The sequence below is a fragment of the Ruegeria sp. CDSA141 genome (assembly GCF_059612005.1).
In genome coordinates this window covers 1-21050 of sequence record NZ_JBXWPT010000014.1, presented here as the reverse complement: position 1 = coordinate 21050, position 21050 = coordinate 1, and the positions used below count along the sequence as shown (strand labels likewise).

Here is a 21050-nt window from a genome sequence, read left to right as displayed (position 1 = left end):
GGGGGCAGAACTTACAGCTCGCCTACGGCGATGCTCTTGATATTTGCCCACTGTTCGTCCGCCGTTTTTGCGGTGGCGGGAACGTCCTTCAGGAAGGCCGCGCGGGTTTCGGCGTTCAGGAACAAGTACAGTTTTCCATCTGCTACCAGGTACTGATCCGGGTCTCCGTCGAACTTCTTGCTGACCGATACGCCGAACGAGCAGAACCCGCCATGCTGCGGCAGGTAGGCCGCCGGGTTCGCCTCGAACGCCTCGAGGTTGACGGCGGTGGTGAAGTAATAGGATGCACCTTCATAGGTCGCCGAGTGGGTGGCGAAGCCTTCGACCGGATTGCCATCATTGACCAATGCAACCAGATCGACCCCATGTGCGGCAAGCGGGGCACCTGCGGCCGAGATGCCGTTTGACACGTTGATTTCGTCAGCGGCAAAGGCCGGGGTGGACAGGGCGATGGCGGCTGCCAGGGCGGTGAAGACGATAGTTTTCATTACACGTTTCCTTTCGGTTCTGGGTTCGGGTCGACTGGATCGTCGACCGACAAAACATAGATAGGGGATGAAAGTTGGACGTATAATCGCAGATAAGCCATCAGATGTTGCAGATCGTACAAGTATCTGAATGATAGGAGGCTGCGTTCACTAAGCTTTGTTTGGTCAGTACGGGTTTTTGAACATATGCTGAAAGAATGCCCGCAGGAGTGTCATCATGATCCGATTAGCCCTCATTCTTGTCTTCACTGCCGGAAGCCTTGCCGCGCAAGAGACAGTGCAAAGCCCACCCGTGGCCGAACCGCCGATGACCTACGAACGCCTGGGCAACATTCTTTTTGCGCTTGACCCTGAAGCTGAGCCGAGTGGTCCCGGGTTCCAATTGGCGGTCGCAGGCGTACAGGTTTTGGTCATCACCGACGTCAATGCGGATCGGATGCGGGCCATGGTCCCGATCCGCAGCGCCGAGGCCCTGTCGGAGGAAGATTTGATCCGAATGATGCAGGCCAATTTCGACAGCACGCTGGATGCCCGTTACGCAATCGCCAATGGCACCTTGTGGGCTGCATTTATCCACCCGTTGTCCTTGCTGGAAAAAGACCAATTCATCTCGGGACTGGCCCAGACTGTGAACATCGCCAAGACGTATGGCACCCTGTATTCCGGTGGTGCAGCAGAGTTCGGCGGCGGCGACAGCACTGATCTGCAACGCGCTCTGATTGAAGAACTGCTGAAGAAAGGCGAGGAAATCTGACCTGCACCGTGAATACGTGTTTGGCGTGACACCAACCGATTGGCAGGCGTTGCAAGACCACGCGTTCATGCCGGTTCGTCATAGACCCTAGATGGATGCAGGAAAGCTGCTATAGTTTCTCCCCAGCGAAAAGGGAAAGCTGCGATACAACCCGGTAAAAAACAGGGACGCAGCTAAAAAATTTCCCAAGCCAACAGGGACAAAACTACATGAGCAATCGTTTGAACAAAATCACCATCGTGGGTGGCGGTACGGCTGGATGGATGACCGCACTGATCCTGGACATGGTGCTTTCACGTACGTCAGGGCCCAAGGATCGACCGAAAATCTGCCTGATCGAAAGCCCGAATATCTCCACCGTAGGGGTGGGTGAGGCTACTGTTCCACGCATGCCTGTCACGCTACGCCAGGCGGGCATTTCGGAACGGAGTTTCTTTCGCGAGACCAACGCATCCTTCAAGCTGGGTGTGAAATTCTGCAATTGGAACAACGACGCCAAGGGCAATCGCATCGATTACATGAACCCCTTTGCCCACGGCCAGATGCTGGAGGGGCTGGAGGCCGCCGAATTTTTCCTGCGCTTCGGCAACGGAGACCGGGATTTTACACAGTCCATCTCGCCGCATGATGATCTGGCCCGCCTGTGCAAAGGTGCGCGTCAGTTGGGTCAGCCGGAATTCGAGCAACGGTTTGGGTATGCCTATCACCTGGATGCCGTAAAGTTTGCCGGCATGCTGACCAGGGTCTGCACGAAGCGCGGAGTGGAGCATATCCAGGATGAGGTGCAAACGGTTGAACTGGATGAACAGGGCAATGTCAGTCATCTCACGCTGGAGGCAAAAGGCCGCCATGACGTTGAGATGGTCGTGGATTGCACCGGGTTTCGGGGGCTGATCATCAACAAGGCTCTCGGTGAGCCATTTTTGGACTACTCCGACTATCTGCCCAATGATCGAGCCATGGCGTTGCAGATCGAGCATCCGGATCCCGACAAGATCGAAAGCGCCACAAGATCCACCGCTTTGGGCGCAGGTTGGACATGGCGGGTGCCGCTCTATAACCGTGTGGGCACAGGTTATGTGTATTCGTCTGCGCATCGTACGGATGACCAGGCGGCGGACGAATACCTTGAATGGCTGGGTGACAGTGGCAAAGGACTGACACCGCGGGTAATCCCGATGCGCGTTGGTCGCGTGCGCAACGCCTGGGTCAAGAATTGCGTGGCGATAGGTCTGTCCGGCGGGTTTATTGAGCCGCTGGAAAGCACCGCAATCCATATGATTGACCATGCGATACGCTGGTTCGCCGAGCATTTGCCTACCCGAGACATCGAGCCTTCGCTGAGGGACAGATACAATCGGCAGATGGACAAGCTGTATAACGAGGTTCTGGAGTTCATCTGTTTGCACTATCGATTGGGCAACCGTACCGATGACCAATACTGGATCGACGCGCGCACCGAGATGAAGGTACCGGATCGGTTGGCTGAAAATCTTGAGTTGTGGCAGTATCGCCTGCCGATGGATCACGATATCGAGTTCGCCACACTGTTTGACAGCCGCGTTTATCAAACCGTTCTATTGGGCAAACAGGTTTATGATACAGGCTATGGTTCAGGCATCCGCGACCGTCTTCGGCCATTGAAGAAACCTCTTTGGTTCCAGGGTATGAAGAACGCGAAAGTGGATCTGGCGAAGATCATCAAGTCGATGCCGGATCACAAAACACTGTTACGCGATATCCGGGGGGAACTTGAGCAACCTGCCTTTGGAATGGCGGCGGCAATGAAACCGACAGTGGCGATGCCGGGCGCGGCACCTGCTCCGGTTGTTGTCGAAAACATGCCGAACTTTGCTGAAATCCAAAGCGGTAAGAAGGATCTGCAACTGTTCTGAAGGCTCTCTTCCCGTCGCGCAGGGGGTATTATTAGGAAAGGCGGGGCGCAAAGGTCCCGTCTTTTCTGCTTCCGACCCGCTCATCGTAGTGTAATGTAATCACATATATCTTACGAAGGGCGAATGTGGTGCGACAACAGAAGAAACAAGGGCAAACAAGGGGTCGGAACTTGCAGAGCAACCTCAAACGCCGGAGACGACAGGCGGCACCAATGCAGGTTTACGATTCTTTGCCGTCAGGTTTACGGCAGTGGTTGGCTACGGCAAGCTTGCCGTGGAGTCCCGTTTCGGCGCAGAAGATCTGGAACCGGGCTGGAGGTGCGCACAACCCTTCCGCAGCGCTGATGAGACTGGACGCAATCGAACAGGCCATGCTGCGGCGCGATGCCGGGGTTTGGACTTTCAAAACCTGCAACGAGCCCAGGTAAAGACCTTCCAAACCTTGAAAACATGGGCTTTGCCCTTGCACATACCGGGGAATCCGCTTATACGCGCGCTGTCTATACAAGGGCGGTCAACGTCCGGAAGACGTTTCTGAGCAGGGCCGGGTTACCTCGGCCCTTTGTGTTTGTTTGCTCAGGGGCGTACCGGGTCACGTCCGAAGACATCATGAATCAAGACCGGCGGAGACAACCGCTCGGCCAGTAAAAACGTATGTAAAGGAAAACACTGCCAGATGGCTGATACAACCATGGAGGAATTCGAAGCCCTCCTGAACGAAAGCTTCGAAATGGACACGCCCGAAGAGGGTTCTGTTGTCAAAGGCAAGGTACTGGCGATCGAAGCCGGCCAGGCCATCATCGACGTTGGCTACAAAATGGAAGGCCGCGTTGATCTGAAAGAATTCGCAAATCCTGGCGAAGCCCCTGAAATCGCTGTTGGCGATGAGGTAGAAGTCTACCTGCGCGCCGCAGAAAACGCCCGTGGCGAAGCCGTCATCTCACGCGAGATGGCCCGCCGTGAAGAGGCATGGGACCGTCTGGAAAAAGCATATGCCGACGACCAGCGCGTCGAAGGTGCAATCTTTGGTCGTGTCAAAGGTGGCTTCACCGTCGATCTGGGTGGCGCAGTTGCGTTCCTGCCCGGTTCGCAGGTTGATGTTCGCCCCGTGCGCGACGCTGGCCCGCTGATGGGTCTGAAGCAGCCGTTCCAGATCCTGAAAATGGACCGCCGCCGTGGCAACATCGTTGTTTCGCGTCGTGCTATCCTGGAAGAATCGCGTGCTGAACAGCGTGCCGAAGTCATTGGCAACCTGACCGAAGGTCAGACCGTCGAGGGTGTCGTCAAGAACATCACCGAATACGGTGCATTCGTTGACCTGGGCGGCGTTGACGGACTGCTGCACGTCACCGACATGGCATGGCGCCGTGTGAACCACCCATCCGAGATCCTGACGATCGGCGAAACCATCAAGGTTCAGGTCATCAAGATTAACAAAGAGACCCATCGCATCAGCCTGGGCATGAAGCAGTTGCAGGAAGATCCATGGGATCTGGTTGCTGCCAAGTACCCGCTGGGCTCGGTCCACCAGGGTCGCGTCACCAACATCACCGACTACGGCGCGTTCGTCGAGTTGGAAGCCGGTGTCGAAGGTCTGGTGCACGTATCCGAGATGTCCTGGACCAAGAAAAACGTCCACCCCGGCAAGATCGTTTCGACCAGCCAGGAAGTCGACGTCATGGTTCTGGAAATCGACGGCGCCAAGCGTCGCGTGTCTCTGGGCCTGAAGCAGACTCAGCGCAACCCATGGGAAGTGTTTGCAGAAACACACCCCGAGGGCACCGAGGTCGAAGGCGAAGTCAAGAACATCACCGAATTCGGTCTGTTCATTGGCCTCGAAGGCGACATCGACGGCATGGTTCACCTGTCGGACCTGTCCTGGGACGAGCGCGGCGAGGATGCCATCCAAAACTACCGTAAAGGCGACGTCGTTCAGGCGGTTGTCTCGGAAGTTGACGTTGAAAAAGAGCGTATCTCGCTTTCGATCAAAGCCTTGGGCGGTGACAAGTTCGCCGAAGCCGTGGGCGGCGTGAAGCGTGGTTCGATCGTGACAGTCGAAGTGACCGCAATCGAGGACGGCGGCATCGAGGTGGAATACGAAGGCATGAAATCCTTCATCCGCCGTTCGGACCTGTCGCGTGACCGTGCCGAACAACGCCCCGAGCGTTTCTCGGTCGGTGACAAGGTCGACGTTCGCGTCACAAATGTCGACAGCAAGACCCGCCGTCTGGGCCTGTCGATCAAGGCACGCGAGATCGCCGAAGAGAAAGAGGCCGTGCAACAGTATGGTTCCTCCGACTCGGGTGCATCTCTGGGTGATATCCTGGGTGCAGCGCTGAAGTCTGGCGACTAAGCCAAGGCCGCATCCCGAGTAAGGTTTTCGGCCTCGCATGACAGTGCGGGGCCGTTTTTGTTGCGAATCAATGTGTTCCGAACCGCGGGGTTAATGAGGGGATTGTTCGCGCAATAAGTGTGGAAATTGGCCTGACAAGCAAAATTTCGCGTGAGAATATGGCAAAATAAAGCCTCAACACGCAGAGTATCCGTTCCCCCTTTCCGGGTTTTTTCCTATACTGTCAAAACAGTAGACCTGTCACACCGGCTGCCTGGGAGGGTATCACGCATGATCCGTTCAGAATTGATTCAGAAAATCGCTGACGAAAACCCACATCTCTATCAGCGTGATGTCGAGCGGATCGTGAACACTGTATTCGAGGAAGTCACAGACGCCATGGCGCGCGGTGACCGTGTCGAGTTGCGGGGATTCGGCGCGTTTTCCGTAAAAAAACGCGACGCGCGAATTGGACGCAACCCACGCACGGGTGAAACGGTGCAGGTCGAAGAAAAATGTGTGCCGTTTTTCAAAACTGGCAAGTTGCTCAGGGATCGATTGAACGGTAAAGCCTGACACTATGATGAGTTATCTTCGATATGCTTTTTTGGCAGCCCTCGGGATCGTCCTGATCTCAGTGTCTCTTGCCAATGTTCAACCCGTTAAGCTGAAACTGATGCCCGATGCTCTGGCCGAGCTTCTGGGCTTTAACCTCAGTGCGTCACTGCCGCTGTTTCTGGTGGTTTTGGGCGGTGTGGCAGCAGGATTGGTTATAGGCTTCCTGTGGGAATGGCTGCGAGAACACAAGCACCGCCGCGACGCGACCGTGAAGAAAACCGAAGTGCGCAAGCTTGAGCGAGAAGTCAAGAAGCTTAAGAAAAAGCAAAACGAAGGCAAGGACGACGTTCTTGCCCTTCTGGATGAGGCAAGCTGAGCCTAAACGCAATGCCTGACGTTCGGTTCAAAATCTGCGGTCTGACCGCGCCAGAGCATGTGCGTGCTGCGGCCGAAGCCGGGGCGGGTTATGTTGGATTTGTTTTCTTCCCGAAATCGCCACGCAATCTGGACGTTTCGCAGGCAGCAGAACTGGCGCATCTCGTCCCTGTTGGTGTTGCTAAAGTGGCTCTGGTCGTGAATGCCACTGACGAAGAGCTGGACGAGATCGTTTCGACTGTGCCGCTAGATATGCTTCAATTGCACGGCAAGGAATCGCCCGAACGGGTGACCGAACTGCGCGAGCGGTTTGGTTTGCCGGTAATGAAGGCCATCGGTGTGGCCGAAGCCGAGGATCTGGCGGCCATCGATCTTTACTCAGAAGTGGCTGATCAACTGCTGATCGATGCGAAACCGCCCAGAGAATCGGAATTGCCGGGCGGTAACGGGTTGGCTTTTGACTGGCGGCTGCTGGCCGGGCGGAAGTACTGGCGGCGCCCTTGGATGCTGGCCGGTGGCCTGACACCCCAGAATGTTGCCGAAGCTGTCCGGATGACGGGTGCCCGTCAGGTGGATGTCTCGTCCGGTGTTGAAAGCGCGCCGGGTGTAAAAGATGCGGACTTGATCCGCGACTTTGCAACCGCTCTCGGGTGATCTGATACACAACTTGCTGCGTATCTCTCGAAATGGAGGGATGGAGTATGCTGGCAGCGGACCGCTTGGCCGATGTGAACAGTTTTCACCAATTTCCATGCATCGGCATCGCCAGCTCTGAGCAGGCGATCCAGGTTTGGCGTCAAAGCACGCAGGCGGCAGAATGATGCGTTTTGGCATGGCAAATCCCTTCGCCACCACCTATGAACATCGAATACGACGAGGGAGACACCCATGGCCAACGATCTTTTCAATTCCTTCATGTCCGGCCCTGACGAACAGGGACGTTTCGGCATCTTCGGCGGGCGTTTTGTCAGTGAAACACTGATGCCGCTGATCCTGTCGCTGGAAGAGGAATACAACAAGGCCAAGGATGATCCGACCTTCTGGGCCGAAATGGATGACCTGTGGGCAAACTATGTGGGTCGTCCTTCGCCGCTGTATTTCGCGGAGCGCCTGACCGAACATCTGGGTGGGGCGAAGATCTATCTGAAACGTGACGAGCTGAACCACACCGGGGCACACAAGATCAACAACGTGCTGGGCCAGATCATTCTGGCGCGGCGCATGGGCAAGACGCGGATCATTGCTGAAACCGGGGCAGGGCAACACGGCGTGGCGACTGCTACCGTGTGTGCCAAGTTTGGCTTGAAATGCATCGTCTACATGGGCGCACATGACGTACAGCGTCAGGCCCCGAACGTATTCCGTATGCGTCTTCTGGGGGCCGAGGTGATCCCTGTGACCTCGGGTCGTGGGACACTTAAAGACGCTATGAACGACGCATTGCGCGATTGGGTGACCAATGTGCGTGACACGTTCTACTGTATCGGCACTGTGGCTGGTCCGCACCCCTATCCGGCAATGGTCCGCGATTTCCAGTCAATCATAGGCAAGGAAGCGAAAGAGCAGATGATGAACGCCGAAGGCCGGTTGCCCGACACGATCATTGCGGCCATCGGCGGCGGTTCGAACGCCATGGGTTTGTTCTACCCGTTCCTCGACGACAAGGACGTCAACATCATAGGCGTCGAAGCGGGTGGAAAAGGTGTGAACGAGAAAATGGAACATTGCGCTTCCCTGACAGGCGGTCGGCCGGGCGTGCTGCACGGCAACCGGACCTATCTGCTGCAGGATGACGATGGCCAGATTCTCGAAGGTTATTCGATTTCAGCCGGGCTGGACTATCCGGGCATTGGGCCTGAGCATTCCTGGCTGCACGAGATAGGCCGCGCGAATTACGTCTCGATCACAGACAAGGAAGCGCTCGAGGCGTTCCAGCTTTGCTGCGCCACCGAGGGGATCATCCCGGCGCTGGAGCCAAGTCACGCATTGGCACATGTGATGAAGATCGCACCGAAATTGCCCAAAGATCATCTGATCTGCATGAACATGTGTGGTCGCGGAGACAAGGACGTTCAGACCGTGGCCAAATATCTGAACTTCGACATGTCCGATACCGAAGGCCGTTCGGCAGATTGATTGGGAACCGGGGCCATGAGCCCCGGTTGTTCGTTCTCGGGCTCTGTAGCTGGAGAGAACATGAAAGAAACTATTCCTGGGCGACGGGTCCCGTGCTCCGAATGTGGGTCGTGCAGAATGGCCAGAGCTGTGACAAGTCCTTCGACAGCGGAATAACCTAAAAAAGATTGTCACCAAGGCGCATTGAAGAACGATACAGAAGCCTGAAGATTCGCCAGCTGCCGTGAAATTGGGATCGACTTGCATGAATTTGTTTCTCAAAAAATACCAGTCGCGATCGTTATCTTCGATTGTTGCGATTGTTGCGATTGTTGCGGTTTTGCCGAGAATTAGTACCCTGCGCACCTTTAGCTTTTGTTTTGTACAGTCCTGGCTCGTTGAAAGGTTTCTCTGAGAAGACGCCTTGAAAACACAGGATTTCAGGATGCTTTCTGACTTGTTCCGCCTGTGCTTTAAGGTTTGTGCACGTCCATGTGACCCGCACGCCAAAGTTGAATCGTTTCCAATTCTATACAGCGTCTCAGAATTGATTTAACTATTTGGTAACTGGCGGTGTTGCGGCCGGTTCAGGGGAGTCTCTGCAGTAGATGGGACAATTGATGACGCTGTTCGGGACATAGTATCTTTGCCCCGGGCACCCTGGTGTTTAGCACCCTCGCGGCGCTGTAGGAGGTAAAATGGTTAGGTTCGCTATTTCGAGGCTCTTGTGTCTCTGTTTTCTGATCTCAGCACTCATGATCGGAAGCGCGAAAGAGGGCGCGGCCCTTGGGGGCAGCTTCATCATAACCTCGATTCCGACACCGAACGGGGGAAGCATCTTTTTTAACAATATCCCGCCTTCAGGCACTGCCTTTGTATCCCTGGGGGGCTCGGGGCAGGTTCCTGGCGGCAGTTTCTACTTTAACAACGGCATTCTGAACCAGACTGCGATCACGCCTGCCGGCCTGGCTTCCCTGGGCTATATCGGTGCGACCATTCTCAGTCAGGATGGCGCGAATTCTACCTATGCGGCAGATGGATATCTGGGGATTACGTTTACAGCGCGTGAATCCGTCGGCGGGCCGCTTTACCGCTACGAGATCGCATTGTCCGGAGTAGCGAATACCCAAATCGTCAACACCCGTGTTCTGGTGGATACCACGCAGCCAACCGCAACGATCGGAGCTTTGACACCGACCGGCAGCAGAACTTTTCAAGCAACCATTACTCTGAGCGAGCCAAGTACCGACTTCACCGTAGGCGACCTGTCGGTCACGAATGCAACGGCTTCTATGACTGGGTCCGGCACCAGCTTTGTTGCCACTTTGACGCCTCAGAACAACGGAACCATCGAACTCTTCATTCCTGCAGGGGTGTTCTCGGATGCGGCCGGTAATCTGAACCTGGAATCAAACAGGGTCAGCACACTTCAAGCGGTGACAAATGCTCAACGTGAGATTCAGGCATTTCAGAACGCCCGGGCCAACAGCCTTGTGACGAACCAGCCGAAACTGACCCAGTTTTTGCAACGTTCCGGGTCGGGTGTTCTGGACAGTTCTGTAACCCAGGGCTCAGGGTATCTGAATTTCGCCAGTGATCCGTTGCGTCCTGTCTGGTTCAGTTTGACCGGCAACTGGAGCTCGCAGGATGATTTTGATAGCTCCTATGCACTGGTTGTTGTCGGGGCTCATCGTCAGGTCAGTTCGAACCTGTTGATCGGTGCTATGCTTCAGTTCGACTATGCCGAAACGGAAAACGGCCCGGCCAGCGTGGATGGCACGGGCTGGCTGGTTGGTCCCTATGTGGTGGCAAAAATGCCCAATCATGCGGTTTTTTTCGAGGGGCGTGTTCTTTATGGACAAGCCGACAACAACATCTCTCCGTTTGGGACCTACGAGGACAGTTTCGACAGTGATCGCTGGCTGGTCCAGTCGCGCGTGACCGGTGAGATAAAGCGTGGCGCCCTGACATTGATGCCATTGCTGGACGTGAGCTATGCCAGTGACGATCAGAAAGCTTATACCGATAGTCTGGGCAATCTGATTCCACAGCAGGATTTCAGTTTGACGACGGCACGGCTGGGTATGGATTTCAGCCACCCGCTGCAAGTGTCACGTGGAGAGATGATGCTGACGGGTGGACTGTCAGGGATTTGGAGCACGACTTCTGGAACTGGCACCGCTCCCGGCGTGACGCCGATTGGCGACACCGCCCGTGCCCGCGCGGATCTGGGCCTGGACTATCGGCTGGAAAACAACAGCTTGCTTGCAGCAAACGTGTTCTATGATGGCATCGGTGAAAGCGGTTTTGAAAACTACAGCATCAGCCTGATCTGGCAAATGGCATTCTGAACCGGGGGCGAGACTGGATCGCGGATCAGGTTTCGCCCGGGCGCAATGGCCGTCAGGCATTCGCCTTGTTCTGAAGCAAGATATCAAGTGGCACAATCTCAAGCGCTTGTTGGTGTGTTGCTTCCAGGTGAACCTTTGGGGCACATCCTTCGTCATGGGCCTGTAGGAACCGGCTGGCACACAGACACCAGCTGTCACCGGGCTTGAGGCCCGGGAAATCGAATTCGGGCCGAGCCGTGCTCAGATCATTGCCGACGTATTTCGAGAATGCCAGAAACTCGGCCGTCATCACCGCACAAACGGTATGGCTGCCCTGATCCTCGGGGCAGGTATTGCACGCACCATCCCGAAAGAACCCGGTCAGAGGATCGCGTGAGCAGGGCGTCAGAACGCCGCCAAGTACATTGATACTGTCTTGCTTTTGCATGAAGGCACCTTACAGGCTTTCTGCGATCTTGCGGAACATTTCAATATTCTGGTCATTTACGCCAGTGTCGCGGAAATGCCGATCAGCGCCAGTAGACACAATCAGAACGCCGCGAGGTTGGTTGAAATAGATGTATTGCCCATACACGCCCCGGGCCAGAAACTCTCCCTCATGCGCGCCGCGCGGGATCCACCACTGATACCCATACCCAATCTTCCCCCGAGCGGTCGGTGCGCTGGGTTGAGTTGCCTCGAATATCCAGTCGGCGGGCACCACTTGCCGGCCGTTCAATTCCCCATCTTGCAGGATCATTTGCCCGAACCGTGCAAAATCACGTGTCGTGAAGTTTAAACCACCCAGAACAAAAGCGACCCCGGCGCCGTCGGTGACATAGTATCCGTCGCGCTCAAGGCCCAGGGGCTGAAGAATTCTTTCTGTCAAAAGATCCGCAACACTGCGACCGGTCGCCCCGCGTATCACCATGCCCAATACATGGGTGTCTATGGAAACGTATTGCCAGGTTTCACCGGGGGGCGCGAAACTGTCCTGCAATGAGGCCGCGAAATCGTCCAATTCACCGCCTAGGGCAATCACACGGCCCATCCTGTTGATGTCAGACTTCGGGTCCAGATAATCCTCGTCGAACGTGACGCCGCTGGCCATATTCAGAACGTTCCGTATTGTCGCCGTGTTATATGCGCTGTCTGCAAGTTTGGGGGCGTAATTGACGACGGGATCATCCAATGAATCGATTACGCCCTCTTGCAGGAGAATGCCGAAAAGCGCCGACAGATAGCTTTTTGCCACTGACCAGGAAATCCGGCGGTCATCGGGACCGGTGCCCAGATAGTATTCCTCGAACCGGATCTTGCCGTTCTGCATGATGAGCAAAGAAGTAACAGAGCGTTCATTGATCCAATTGTCAGTGCCTTCAGGAAGATCGAAACCTTCGCCGTAGGGCAGCTCCCATGTTGGGGCGTTTCCACGCGGCAGATCCACGGTCAGAAATGCTTCATCCATGTGCGAAAAGTTGTGAACGATCTTGTCCTCGGAAAACAGAGAATTCACCGCCATCAGGCGCTGTAACTCTTCGCGTTTCCAAAGCCCAATTGCAGCGGCGGCCAGAGCCAACGCCAGCACAATGCGCAGAACCCATTTCAGTATGGATCGCATCGTAAAGCCTCCATTGTTTACAGGTATTTGAACGCGGGCGTCCCGTTTTCGCAACGCCGACGTAACGGAAACAGGGCACCGAGCTATTTGAACTTGTCCAATAGCTTTTGCATGGCGGACCGTTCGTCGACCGGTGGATCAGGAGGTGCATTAGGCGCGGTTTCGGCTTTCGGCCCGGCCGTCTTGGACGACCGAGGCGGCGCAGTGCGCAGGGCAACCGCGTTCATGAATTTTCCACCATCATCCCGCGCCAGATGGGACGCTCCGTCCGAAACTCCCCGAAGGACGTCATCCAGCCAGTCAGCCTCCGATTTCGCAAAGTCGCTCAGGACATAAGCCGAGACCATTTCTTTGCGGCCCGGATGTCCGATGCCAAGTCGTACACGATCATAGGCAGCGCCAATATGGTCGTGGATCGAGCGCAATCCATTGTGTCCCGCGTGTCCACCGCCCGCCTTGACGCGCACTTTGCCCGGGGCGAGGTCCAACTCGTCGTGAAACACAACAACATCAGTGGAGTCGAGCTTGTAGAAACGCATCGCTTCACCCACGGATTGACCGGACCGGTTCATGAAGGTTTGCGGTTTCAGCAACAGGATTTTTTCAGAGCCCACGCTACCTTCCGAGATCTCACCCTGAAACTTGGATTTCCATGGGCCAAACCCATGGTCCTCTGCAATCCGGTCCACAGCCATAAACCCGATGTTGTGCCGGTTCCGGGCGTATTTCTGCCCAGGGTTTCCCAATCCGACAAAGAGTTTCATGACCATACTCCGCCTCTGTAGCCTTGAGGCTATGTGATGCCCGGAATTGCCAGGGAAATCCAGCCAGCGCCGAGCGTCTTGACCATAAAAAACGGGGCTCGTCAGAACCCCGTTTCAAAATCCAGACGATTGATCCGGATTTATTCTTCTTCTTTGCCGACGACTTCGACTTCATCGACTGCAACTTCAGCCTCTTCATCTTCGTCGTCGTCGCTTGTTGCCAGACCTGTCGGAGCCGAGACGTTTGCAATCACGAAGTCACGGTCGATGGTCGGCTTGGTGCCTTCGGGCAGGACAACCGATGAAATGGTGACGACGTCGTTGATGTTCATTCCGGCTACATCAACGGTGATCTTCTCAGGAATCTCACCCGCGGTGCACAACAGCTCGACTTCCGGACGGACAACTGTCAGAACGCCGCCCTTCTTGATGCCGGGGGCTTCATCTTCGTTGATGAATTCAACTGGAATGTACAGCGCGATCTTTGTGGTCCGGCGCAGGCGCATCAGGTCCAGGTGGGTCGGCAGGTCTTTGACGATATCACGCTGAACATCGCGGCAGATGACACGAACGTCTTCATGGCCTTCGACCTTCAGGTTCCACAGGGTCGATTTGAAGCGACCGGCTTTCAGGCGCTTGAACAGTTCGTTGAACGGGATCTGAATTGCCAGCGGATCTTTGTCGCCGCCAAATACAACACCCGGAACCATGCCTTCGCGGCGTGTTTTACGAGCGGCGCCCTTGCCTGTCCCCGTCCGTTCCAGAGCTACGAGATCAGGAATCTCTCCAGCCATGATAATTCTCCAATGTTAGGGCGGGTATCCTCCAAGGCTGTATACCCGCGTGAAGCCGCGTCCTTATCTCGATTCACCACGTTTGGAAAGGGGTAATTCATACCTTGTCATTTTGCGGAGCTTAACCTCGCGCTCCGGGGTACTTCTCGCAAGATCAGTGATGGGTCCGCTGCTTCATCTGGCTCCAAATATCCTGGGGGAGGCGCCCGGAACGGGCGGCGGGGGCAGAGCCCCTAAACTCACGCGGAATCAGCCTTGCCAACGACCGCCAAAACCCTCTGGTACCAGAAGGTTATGCGACCCCAGCGCGTCGACGGTTTTTTCACCGCACAGCGCCATTGTTGTGTCGAGTTCCTTCTGGATCACCTCCAGCGCGGTGGTAACGCCTTTCTGGCCCATGGCACCCAGGCCATAAACAAATGCGCGGCCGATATACGTCCCCTTGGCCCCCAGCGCCAACGCTTTGAGCACGTCCTGACCTGAGCGGATACCACTGTCCAGATGCACTTCGATATCATTGCCAACAGCGTCCATGATCTCGGGCAATACCCGGATCGAACTGAGCGCGCCGTCCAACTGACGTCCGCCATGGTTCGACACGACAATGGCATCGGCCCCCAGCTTGGCCGCCATTTTGGCATCTTCCGCGTCAAGGATACCTTTCAGGATCACTTTTCCGCCCCACTGTTCCATCAGCTTTTCGACCTTGCCCCAGTCGAGGGTGGGGTCGAACTGTTCAGCGGTCCAGGCCCCCAGTGAAGACGCGTCCGAGATGCCTTGCACATGTCCCACAATATTACCGAACTCGCGCCGCTTGGCCCCCAGCATTTCAATGCCCCATGCCCATTTGGTCATCAGGTTTGCGATGGTCTTTGCGGTCAGCTTGGGTGGTGCGGACAGACCGTTCTTCAGGTCTTTGTGCCGTTGGCCCAGAATCTGCAGATCCAACGTGATCACCAGCGCCGAACACCCGGCGTCCTTGGCCCGCTGGATCAGACGGCTGACATAGTCAGCGTCCTTCATCGTGTAGAGCTGAAACCAGAATGGTTTTTCGGTGTGCTCGGCCACGTCTTCGATCGAGTTGATCGACATGGTTGAAAGGGTGAAGGGAACTCTAAAATCTTCGGCAGCTTTTGCGGCTTTCATCTCTCCGTCCGCATGCTGCATCCCCGTTAACCCAACCGGAGCCAGCGCAACCGGCATCGAGACCTGCTGTCCAATCATTTCTGAGGCAGTTGAACGTCCGGACATATCAACGGCAACGCGCTGGCGCAGGCGAATCTTTTCAAAGTCGGAACTGTTTTCGCGGAATGTCTGTTCCGTCCAGCTGCCGCTTTCAGCGTAATCGTAGAACATCCGCGGTACGCGACGCTCATAGATGCGCCTGAGGTCTTCAATGTTGGTTATCACAGGCATGTCTCAGACCTCCGAACTTACTGGTTAGTTTTCCTTACCAATGCAAGTCAAAGGCTGCAATGATCTGGCCTGGTGTCGGGCGGTCAAAAAAGCCTGCCGCAGAGCACTCTGCGGCAGGCTTTTTATCGTATTGATTTATCCGCCGGATCAGGCGCTATGGGCGCCATCCGACAGGGACTTTACAAAATCCAGCACTTCGTCGACCGGCTTGCCTGCACCGATCTGGCTGACGATCGCTGATCCGACTACGGCACCATCTGCCACTGACGCGATATTGCGGGACTTCTCGGGCGTGTTGATGCCAAAGCCCACAATCACCGGCAGCTCGGTCGCGGCCTTGATGCGGGCAACCTCGGGCGCCACATCCGTTGCCTGCGCCTCGGCCGCGCCGGTGATGCCAGTGATCGAGACGTAATATACGAAGCCCGAGGTGTTCTGCAGAACCCGCGGCAGGCGCTGGTCGTCCGTGGTAGGTGTCGCAAGACGAATGAAGTTCAGACCCGCTGCCTGAGCAGGCAGGCAAAGCTCTTCGTCTTCCTCGGGTGGCAGATCCACGATGATCAGCCCGTCAATGCCGGCTTCTTTTGCATCTGCCAGAAATACGTCAACGCCCCGGCTGTAAATCGGGTTGTAATACCCCATCAGGACAATTGGCGTAGTGTCGTTTGTTTCCCTGAAGGCGCGCGCCAAATCCAATGTACGTTGCAACGTCATCCCGCCATCCAGCGCGCGTTGGCCCGCCGCCTGAATCGTAGGGCCATCCGCCATCGGATCTGTAAAGGGCAAACCCAGTTCGATGACGTCCACGCCTGCGCCGGGCAAGCCTTTGACCACGTCGAGCGAGGTGTCATAGTCAGGGTCCCCTGCCATGACATAGGCAACAAAAGCCTTCTTTCCTTCGGCTTTCAGGGCGGCAAACTTAGCGTCGATACGGGTCATCGGATGTCCTTGCACTCGGGTTTGGACCCGTGTGCAGAAACTTTGGCGGAAAATCAATCCCACCGATGCACGAGCAGGTCAGAAGCCCAGATGGTACCGCACCAGAAATGCATTTACGCCCGGGTTTTCGTGGTTTGTACTGGCATTGGACTTGTGTGTGATAGCAACGGACACGCTGTTACCATTGTTCAGGTTGTATCCCAGACCAAAAAGGCTACGGATTTGAAAATCGCCACCCAAGTCATTCAGGTCATTGCCAGCATTGTAGTATCCGGGCATGACACTGCCTTCGACGAACCATCGATTACTAAACGAATACAGCCCGATCAAACCTGCACCGATGTGGGTATCGCCGTCTTCATCTATGGACAAAGCCGCCCCCCAGCCCGCGCTGAACCGCTTGGCTTGGTGAAAGGGCCTGTGTTGATATTCAAGTGAGATCAGTGCCTGATCTTCGGACACGTCTTCGGAAAAATCAGCATACCCCGCGCCAAAAACAATAGTTTGAGCATGGGCTGATACGGAGGCTGTAGAAGCCAAAACAGCTGTAAGAAAAAGCGTTCTCATAGTTTCCCGCCAGTAAAAATTCGATCGTGCAATGCTAAGTGGTTATCGTAGGGCATTTTTTTCAGTTCCCACAAGAACACGTTTTGGGAACGTTTTTGTGATGTTGCGAAAGGGACTCAGCAAAATGCACCTCCAGCATTTGCTTGCGCATTGATGCGGACCTGCATAGAAGCTGCGTTCGTATTCTATGCAGGAGGCCGATATGGGCTTTAAAATGGGAATCGTGGGTCTGCCGAACGTGGGCAAGTCGACCCTGTTCAATGCGTTGACCAAAACCGCTGCCGCGCAAGCCGCGAACTTCCCATTCTGCACCATCGAGCCCAACGTCGGCGATGTGGCCGTGCCAGATGACAGGCTGGACAAATTGGCAGCAATCGCCACGTCAAAACAGATCATCCCGACGCGGATGACATTCGTGGATATCGCCGGTCTGGTGAAGGGGGCCTCGAAAGGCGAGGGGCTGGGCAACCAGTTTCTGGCAAATATACGCGAGGTCGATGCCATTGCTCATGTCTTGCGCTGTTTCGAAGATGGCGACGTGACCCATGTAGAAGGCCGCATCGATCCGGTGGCCGACGCCGAGACCATTGAAACCGAGTTGATGCTGGCCGATCTGGAAAGCATCGAAAAGCGCCGCGTCAACCTGGTGCGCAAACTGAAAGGCAACGACAAAGAGGCACAACAGCAGGAACGCCTGCTTGCCGAAGCGCAGGAGATGCTGGAGGACGGCAAACCTGCGCGTCTGGTCGAAGTTTCGGACGAAGACGCCAAAGCCTGGAAGATGTTGCAACTGCTGACCACCAAGCCGGTTCTTTATGTCTGTAACGTGTCCGAGGAAGAAGCCGCTGAAGGCAACGAATACTCGGCGAAAGTCGCCGAAATGGCTGCCGCCCAGGGCAATTCTCATGTCATCATCAGCGCCAAGATCGAAGAAGAGATCAGCCTGCTTGAAGCGGACGAGGCACAGATGTTCCTTGAGGAAATGGGTCTGGAAGAGCCCGGCCTCGACCGTCTTATCCGTGCCGGTTACGACCTGCTCAAGCTGGAAACCTATTTCACAGTCGGCCCGAAAGAAGCCCGCGCCTGGACCATCCCTACGGGCACTGCTGCACCGCAGGCGGCTGGTGTCATTCATGGTGATTTCGAAAAGGGTTTCATCCGCGCCGAGACCATCGCCTATAACGACTTTATTGCCTGCAACGGCGAGCAAGGGGCCAAAGAGGCGGGCAAAATGCGGGCCGAGGGAAAAAGCTACATCGTCAAGGATGGCGATGTAATGCACTTCTTGTTCAATACGTAACAGCAGAGTGCTTCCGCTTGGCTGGGCACCTTACGGGTAGTGCTTTGGTGAGGCTAAGGGCCGGTGCGAGCCCAAGGCAGTCAATCGTTCGACTTTTCCGAAATACTCAAAAAAGTACTCTGCCTTAAAAAAAACGGGTGTAGCCTCACTTGTGGAGTTGAGGGAGAAAGCTATTGCAATCAAAGGACCCGAATTATTCGATAAGATACGCTCAGCGTGTAATTGTCTCTAGTTCCACGTTGGGAGCCTTGGCGTATTTCCTACTGCCCGGCGATGCCTGGGCCCAAAGTTCGCAATCTTGCGTTGAAGTTGGCGCTCCCCGTGACGAATACACTGCTGGAACAGAGACTATTCTTAGCGGGCAGACGATATCTTCTACTGTGAAAACCTGCCTGCCAATTCCAAACGGGCCTATCACGGCGCTTCTGATTGGTAATTCTTCCATAACGCCTTCTGGGGAAATTGAGCTTTATGTCCCGGGGCAGAGTCAAAATCCAGACAAAGCATCGGTACTGACTTTGTTGAACGTCGATGTCGCGGCTGGGAGCGGCGACTTTGTTTCACGGGAGGCCTTGACGACGCAAATCAACGGCAGACTACGAGTCAATATTGTAGGGACTTCGATTGGATCAGGACGATCCATGACATTTGCGCCCGCAAATGGGGGTGATGTTGACCCAACCGAGGTTTATTTCCAATCAGACACGCCGTTAACTTACGATAAGTTGACAGTAACAAACGCAACGGAAATCGCGTTTGGTGTGCTCAATATTCAGACAAGAGTCGCTCAAGCGTCTGATTTTACTCTGACCAACAGTTCGATGTCGGCCACTAGCGATATGGTGATAGGTGGCGGCACAACGCTACGACTCGATGCATCCAGCAGTCTGACCACGGTCGATTTTGATAACTTTGGTACTCTGGCCGGCAACGGCACCGTGAACGCATTCAATTTCAACGTGAGAAATGGCGCTGTTCTTTCACCGGGCTCCTCGATTGGCACGTTGAATATTAATAGTGCAATTTCCTTCGATGCAGGGTCGACGATTTTGTCGGAAGTCGACCCCACAGCGGCACAAAACGCGGATCTGGTTTCGTCAACAGACGCAGTCACTGGTATCAACAAAGCTACCATACAAGTCGAAGCTGCTCGGCCCGGCCTGACTGCGCAAGACTATGCTGCTGGCAACAATTACACGGTTTTTCAAGCTTCAAGTTTTGATGGAGACTCACCGACATTAGTTGCCGGGGGAACCCTGCCGGCATTGTCCAGTTTGAGTATTGCAAATACCCCTACCACAGACGGTAGAATTGATATTGCCTTTGCGACTCTTCCCGTCTCGAGTTTGCCGCAGAATCCAGCAGTTGTCGGATCACCCAATGCAAGCAACCTTGCTGGTGCGGTGGCCAACACCACAAACACTGCACCCGGAACCAATCTGACTAATGGCTCAACCTTGGGCAATGCCGTTAACACGCTTACCAATTCAGGTTTGGCTGGGTTTAACCGCGTGCATGCGGAACCCTATTCCTCAAACCTGACGGTCGGGCTCGAGCAACTGGATCTAATAACCAACACAGTGCTGAGTCACGCTGACTGCCGTAAGTATCAAGCGGTCGGCTTCAGTAGTGAGGATCAACCCGTTGCAGCAGGCGAAATCGGCTCGGCCCAGAGCCCCAGCGGCGCAATAGACTGCTCTGATCGGCGCTGGTGGATCGACACGGCCTATGTGAGCGGGGACGTTGATGGAAGTAACGGTCTGGGGACATTCGGCTATTCGCTCGGCACCATTTTGGTCGGTGCGGATGTCTTCAGTTCGGAAAGAGGGGTCGTAGGCGTGTACGCAGGATTCGGGACGTCCTCCATGGATGAGCACGATCAAGTCGATCAGGACTTTTCGACCGACAGCTATCACGCTGGCGTCTACGGGCGTACTACGACCGGAACATGGGAGTTCTCCGGGCTGATCGGTTACATGTTCGGTGAAACTGACGCCAAGCGGAATAACCCATCTGTAGATGGGTTTACGGGAGGCGAGGCAAAGTCGGATTTGGACCAAGAAGGCATTCACGCCGGTATCCAGGCACGGAAGCTGTTTAATCTGGACAGTGGCGCAAGAGTTTCCACGGTTTTCGGACTAAATTACGGGCGCATCCAACAAGGCTCTGGAACAGAAACCGGAGGCGGCGATTTCAACTATTCAATTGAAAAAGCGGATGCAGAGTCTTTGGTCGCTTCGATTGGCGTCGACTATCAACGGGACTTCTTGAGTGAAAATGGTGTGCTAACCCCAATTGCCTTTGCTCGCTACGAGTACGACTTTTTTGCCAACAAGGATGGTGAGCATGAAGTCACGGTTACAAGCCCGATATTTGGGACATTTACACAGGTCGGGCAAAACCGAGGAGCCAACGGCTTCGTTCTCGGGTTGGGGCTAGGGTATCAAATATCTGAGCAAGCCAGACTAACAGCAGGATACGGCTATTCGGTGCGTTCAAATGGTCAAGAACATGGTTTGGGGGCAAATCTTAGTGTTCGATTCTGATTTCGTGACACAGTTGTTTCTTTTTTGACATCATGCACGTTGACCACAGTTGTTGGGGCAATCATCGATGAGCCCTGTGGACGTCAGCTTTGTCCCGCATACCCAACTACCGGAATGGTCCCGGAACTGCCCGGATTGGTATTCTGTATCTGAGGTTGCAGCTGTTTTTCGACGTGTCAGTTAGGCTCTAGACTCATTGATTTACAGCCAGAACAGCACGGTGGCTGCTAGAGCGATGGCCGACAGGAAGACTTTT

The 21050-nt window shown here is 55.1% G+C and carries 19 protein-coding genes; 11 read left to right on the top strand and 8 right to left on the bottom strand.

All coding sequences use genetic code 11. The features are described 5' to 3' along the window. Positions 1-11 precede the first annotated feature (11 nt). A complete protein-coding gene (locus tag AC2FLP_RS17135; protein WP_299898479.1) occupies positions 12-488 on the bottom strand; it encodes a YHS domain-containing (seleno)protein in 477 nt (158 codons plus the stop codon). Between the two features lie 217 nt (positions 489-705). Between AC2FLP_RS17135 and AC2FLP_RS17130 the strand changes: the two genes are divergently transcribed. From AC2FLP_RS17130 to AC2FLP_RS17090, 9 genes are all read left to right on the top strand, one after another. Then, positions 706-1242, top strand: coding sequence for a hypothetical protein (locus AC2FLP_RS17130; RefSeq protein WP_117869787.1), 537 nt, complete (start codon positions 706-708; stop codon positions 1240-1242). 209 nt (positions 1243-1451) lie between these two features. Beyond that, the gene (locus tag AC2FLP_RS17125; RefSeq protein WP_496685146.1) at positions 1452-3137 is read left to right on the top strand and encodes a tryptophan halogenase family protein; all 1686 of its coding nucleotides are present in this window, start codon (positions 1452-1454) and stop codon (positions 3135-3137) included. 125 nt (positions 3138-3262) lie between these two features. Beyond that, positions 3263-3565 carry a DUF6525 family protein gene (locus AC2FLP_RS17120; protein WP_496710064.1) on the top strand — a complete coding sequence of 101 codons (303 nt, stop codon included), beginning with the start codon at positions 3263-3265 and terminating at the stop codon, positions 3563-3565. Positions 3566-3813: 248 nt separating this feature from the next. Next, positions 3814-5490: a 30S ribosomal protein S1 gene (rpsA, locus tag AC2FLP_RS17115; RefSeq protein WP_117869783.1), complete on the top strand. Its 1677-nt coding sequence runs from the start codon at positions 3814-3816 to the stop codon at positions 5488-5490. A gap of 270 nt (positions 5491-5760) precedes the next feature. Next, entirely contained in the window at positions 5761-6045 is a 285-nt protein-coding gene (gene ihfB / locus AC2FLP_RS17110) for an integration host factor subunit beta (protein WP_496685153.1), read from the top strand. A gap of 7 nt (positions 6046-6052) precedes the next feature. Beyond that, positions 6053-6403, top strand: coding sequence for a lipopolysaccharide assembly protein LapA domain-containing protein (locus AC2FLP_RS17105; RefSeq protein ID WP_162896806.1), 351 nt, complete (start codon positions 6053-6055; stop codon positions 6401-6403). A gap of 11 nt (positions 6404-6414) precedes the next feature. Beyond that, on the top strand, positions 6415-7056 hold the full coding sequence (locus AC2FLP_RS17100) for a phosphoribosylanthranilate isomerase (RefSeq protein ID WP_496685156.1): 642 nt from the start codon (positions 6415-6417) through the stop codon (positions 7054-7056). 234 nt (positions 7057-7290) lie between these two features. Next, positions 7291-8538 (top strand): tryptophan synthase subunit beta, encoded by a 1248-nt coding sequence (trpB, locus tag AC2FLP_RS17095; protein ID WP_496685158.1) that lies wholly within the window; start codon positions 7291-7293, stop codon positions 8536-8538. A 734-nt stretch (positions 8539-9272) separates the two neighbouring features. Then, entirely contained in the window at positions 9273-10868 is a 1596-nt protein-coding gene (locus AC2FLP_RS17090; protein ID WP_496685161.1) for an autotransporter domain-containing protein, read from the top strand. A 52-nt stretch (positions 10869-10920) separates the two neighbouring features. On the opposite strand, the gene AC2FLP_RS17085 is transcribed toward AC2FLP_RS17090, so the two are convergent. The 7 genes from AC2FLP_RS17085 to AC2FLP_RS17055 form a co-directional block, all read right to left on the bottom strand. Next, a complete protein-coding gene (locus tag AC2FLP_RS17085; protein WP_117869777.1) occupies positions 10921-11295 on the bottom strand; it encodes a DUF2237 family protein in 375 nt (124 codons plus the stop codon). A 9-nt stretch (positions 11296-11304) separates the two neighbouring features. Continuing rightward, positions 11305-12468 (bottom strand): serine hydrolase domain-containing protein, encoded by a 1164-nt coding sequence (locus AC2FLP_RS17080; protein WP_299898494.1) that lies wholly within the window; start codon positions 12466-12468, stop codon positions 11305-11307. Positions 12469-12551: 83 nt separating this feature from the next. Then, positions 12552-13232 (bottom strand): aminoacyl-tRNA hydrolase, encoded by a 681-nt coding sequence (gene pth / locus AC2FLP_RS17075; protein ID WP_496685164.1) that lies wholly within the window; start codon positions 13230-13232, stop codon positions 12552-12554. Positions 13233-13372: 140 nt separating this feature from the next. After that, the gene (locus AC2FLP_RS17070; protein ID WP_117869775.1) at positions 13373-14026 is read right to left on the bottom strand and encodes a 50S ribosomal protein L25/general stress protein Ctc; all 654 of its coding nucleotides are present in this window, start codon (positions 14024-14026) and stop codon (positions 13373-13375) included. A 249-nt stretch (positions 14027-14275) separates the two neighbouring features. Next, complete coding sequence (locus AC2FLP_RS17065) at positions 14276-15442, bottom strand: alpha-hydroxy acid oxidase (RefSeq protein ID WP_496685169.1); 1167 nt, start codon at positions 15440-15442, stop codon at positions 14276-14278. A gap of 147 nt (positions 15443-15589) precedes the next feature. After that, the gene (gene trpA / locus AC2FLP_RS17060; RefSeq protein WP_299898500.1) at positions 15590-16381 is read right to left on the bottom strand and encodes a tryptophan synthase subunit alpha; all 792 of its coding nucleotides are present in this window, start codon (positions 16379-16381) and stop codon (positions 15590-15592) included. 78 nt (positions 16382-16459) lie between these two features. Continuing rightward, entirely contained in the window at positions 16460-16948 is a 489-nt protein-coding gene (locus tag AC2FLP_RS17055; protein WP_299898502.1) for an acyloxyacyl hydrolase, read from the bottom strand. A gap of 202 nt (positions 16949-17150) precedes the next feature. Between AC2FLP_RS17055 and ychF the strand changes: the two genes are divergently transcribed. Together ychF and AC2FLP_RS17045 are read left to right on the top strand one after the other, a co-directional pair. Beyond that, positions 17151-18248 (top strand): redox-regulated ATPase YchF, encoded by a 1098-nt coding sequence (gene ychF, locus AC2FLP_RS17050; RefSeq protein ID WP_299898504.1) that lies wholly within the window; start codon positions 17151-17153, stop codon positions 18246-18248. 641 nt (positions 18249-18889) lie between these two features. Beyond that, on the top strand, positions 18890-20794 hold the full coding sequence (locus AC2FLP_RS17045) for an autotransporter domain-containing protein (protein WP_496685175.1): 1905 nt from the start codon (positions 18890-18892) through the stop codon (positions 20792-20794). The last annotated feature ends 256 nt before the right edge of the window (positions 20795-21050 follow it).

Coding starts and splice junctions, on each gene's coding strand:
- trpA (WP_299898500.1), bottom strand. CDS start 16,381: ATGACCCGTATCGACGCTAAGTTTGCCGCCCTGAAAGCCGAAGGAAAG.
- trpB (WP_496685158.1), top strand. CDS start 7,291: ATGGCCAACGATCTTTTCAATTCCTTCATGTCCGGCCCTGACGAACAG.
- AC2FLP_RS17085 (WP_117869777.1), bottom strand. CDS start 11,295: ATGCAAAAGCAAGACAGTATCAATGTACTTGGCGGCGTTCTGACGCCC.
- AC2FLP_RS17080 (WP_299898494.1), bottom strand. CDS start 12,468: ATGCGATCCATACTGAAATGGGTTCTGCGCATTGTGCTGGCGTTGGCT.
- AC2FLP_RS17125 (WP_496685146.1), top strand. CDS start 1,452: ATGAGCAATCGTTTGAACAAAATCACCATCGTGGGTGGCGGTACGGCT.
- AC2FLP_RS17070 (WP_117869775.1), bottom strand. CDS start 14,026: ATGGCTGGAGAGATTCCTGATCTCGTAGCTCTGGAACGGACGGGGACA.
- pth (WP_496685164.1), bottom strand. CDS start 13,232: ATGAAACTCTTTGTCGGATTGGGAAACCCTGGGCAGAAATACGCCCGG.
- AC2FLP_RS17090 (WP_496685161.1), top strand. CDS start 9,273: ATGATCGGAAGCGCGAAAGAGGGCGCGGCCCTTGGGGGCAGCTTCATC.
- AC2FLP_RS17055 (WP_299898502.1), bottom strand. CDS start 16,948: ATGAGAACGCTTTTTCTTACAGCTGTTTTGGCTTCTACAGCCTCCGTA.
- rpsA (WP_117869783.1), top strand. CDS start 3,814: ATGGCTGATACAACCATGGAGGAATTCGAAGCCCTCCTGAACGAAAGC.
- AC2FLP_RS17130 (WP_117869787.1), top strand. CDS start 706: ATGATCCGATTAGCCCTCATTCTTGTCTTCACTGCCGGAAGCCTTGCC.
- AC2FLP_RS17100 (WP_496685156.1), top strand. CDS start 6,415: ATGCCTGACGTTCGGTTCAAAATCTGCGGTCTGACCGCGCCAGAGCAT.
- ihfB (WP_496685153.1), top strand. CDS start 5,761: ATGATCCGTTCAGAATTGATTCAGAAAATCGCTGACGAAAACCCACAT.
- AC2FLP_RS17135 (WP_299898479.1), bottom strand. CDS start 488: ATGAAAACTATCGTCTTCACCGCCCTGGCAGCCGCCATCGCCCTGTCC.
- AC2FLP_RS17105 (WP_162896806.1), top strand. CDS start 6,053: ATGAGTTATCTTCGATATGCTTTTTTGGCAGCCCTCGGGATCGTCCTG.
- ychF (WP_299898504.1), top strand. CDS start 17,151: ATGGGCTTTAAAATGGGAATCGTGGGTCTGCCGAACGTGGGCAAGTCG.
- AC2FLP_RS17045 (WP_496685175.1), top strand. CDS start 18,890: ATGACATTTGCGCCCGCAAATGGGGGTGATGTTGACCCAACCGAGGTT.
- AC2FLP_RS17065 (WP_496685169.1), bottom strand. CDS start 15,442: ATGCCTGTGATAACCAACATTGAAGACCTCAGGCGCATCTATGAGCGT.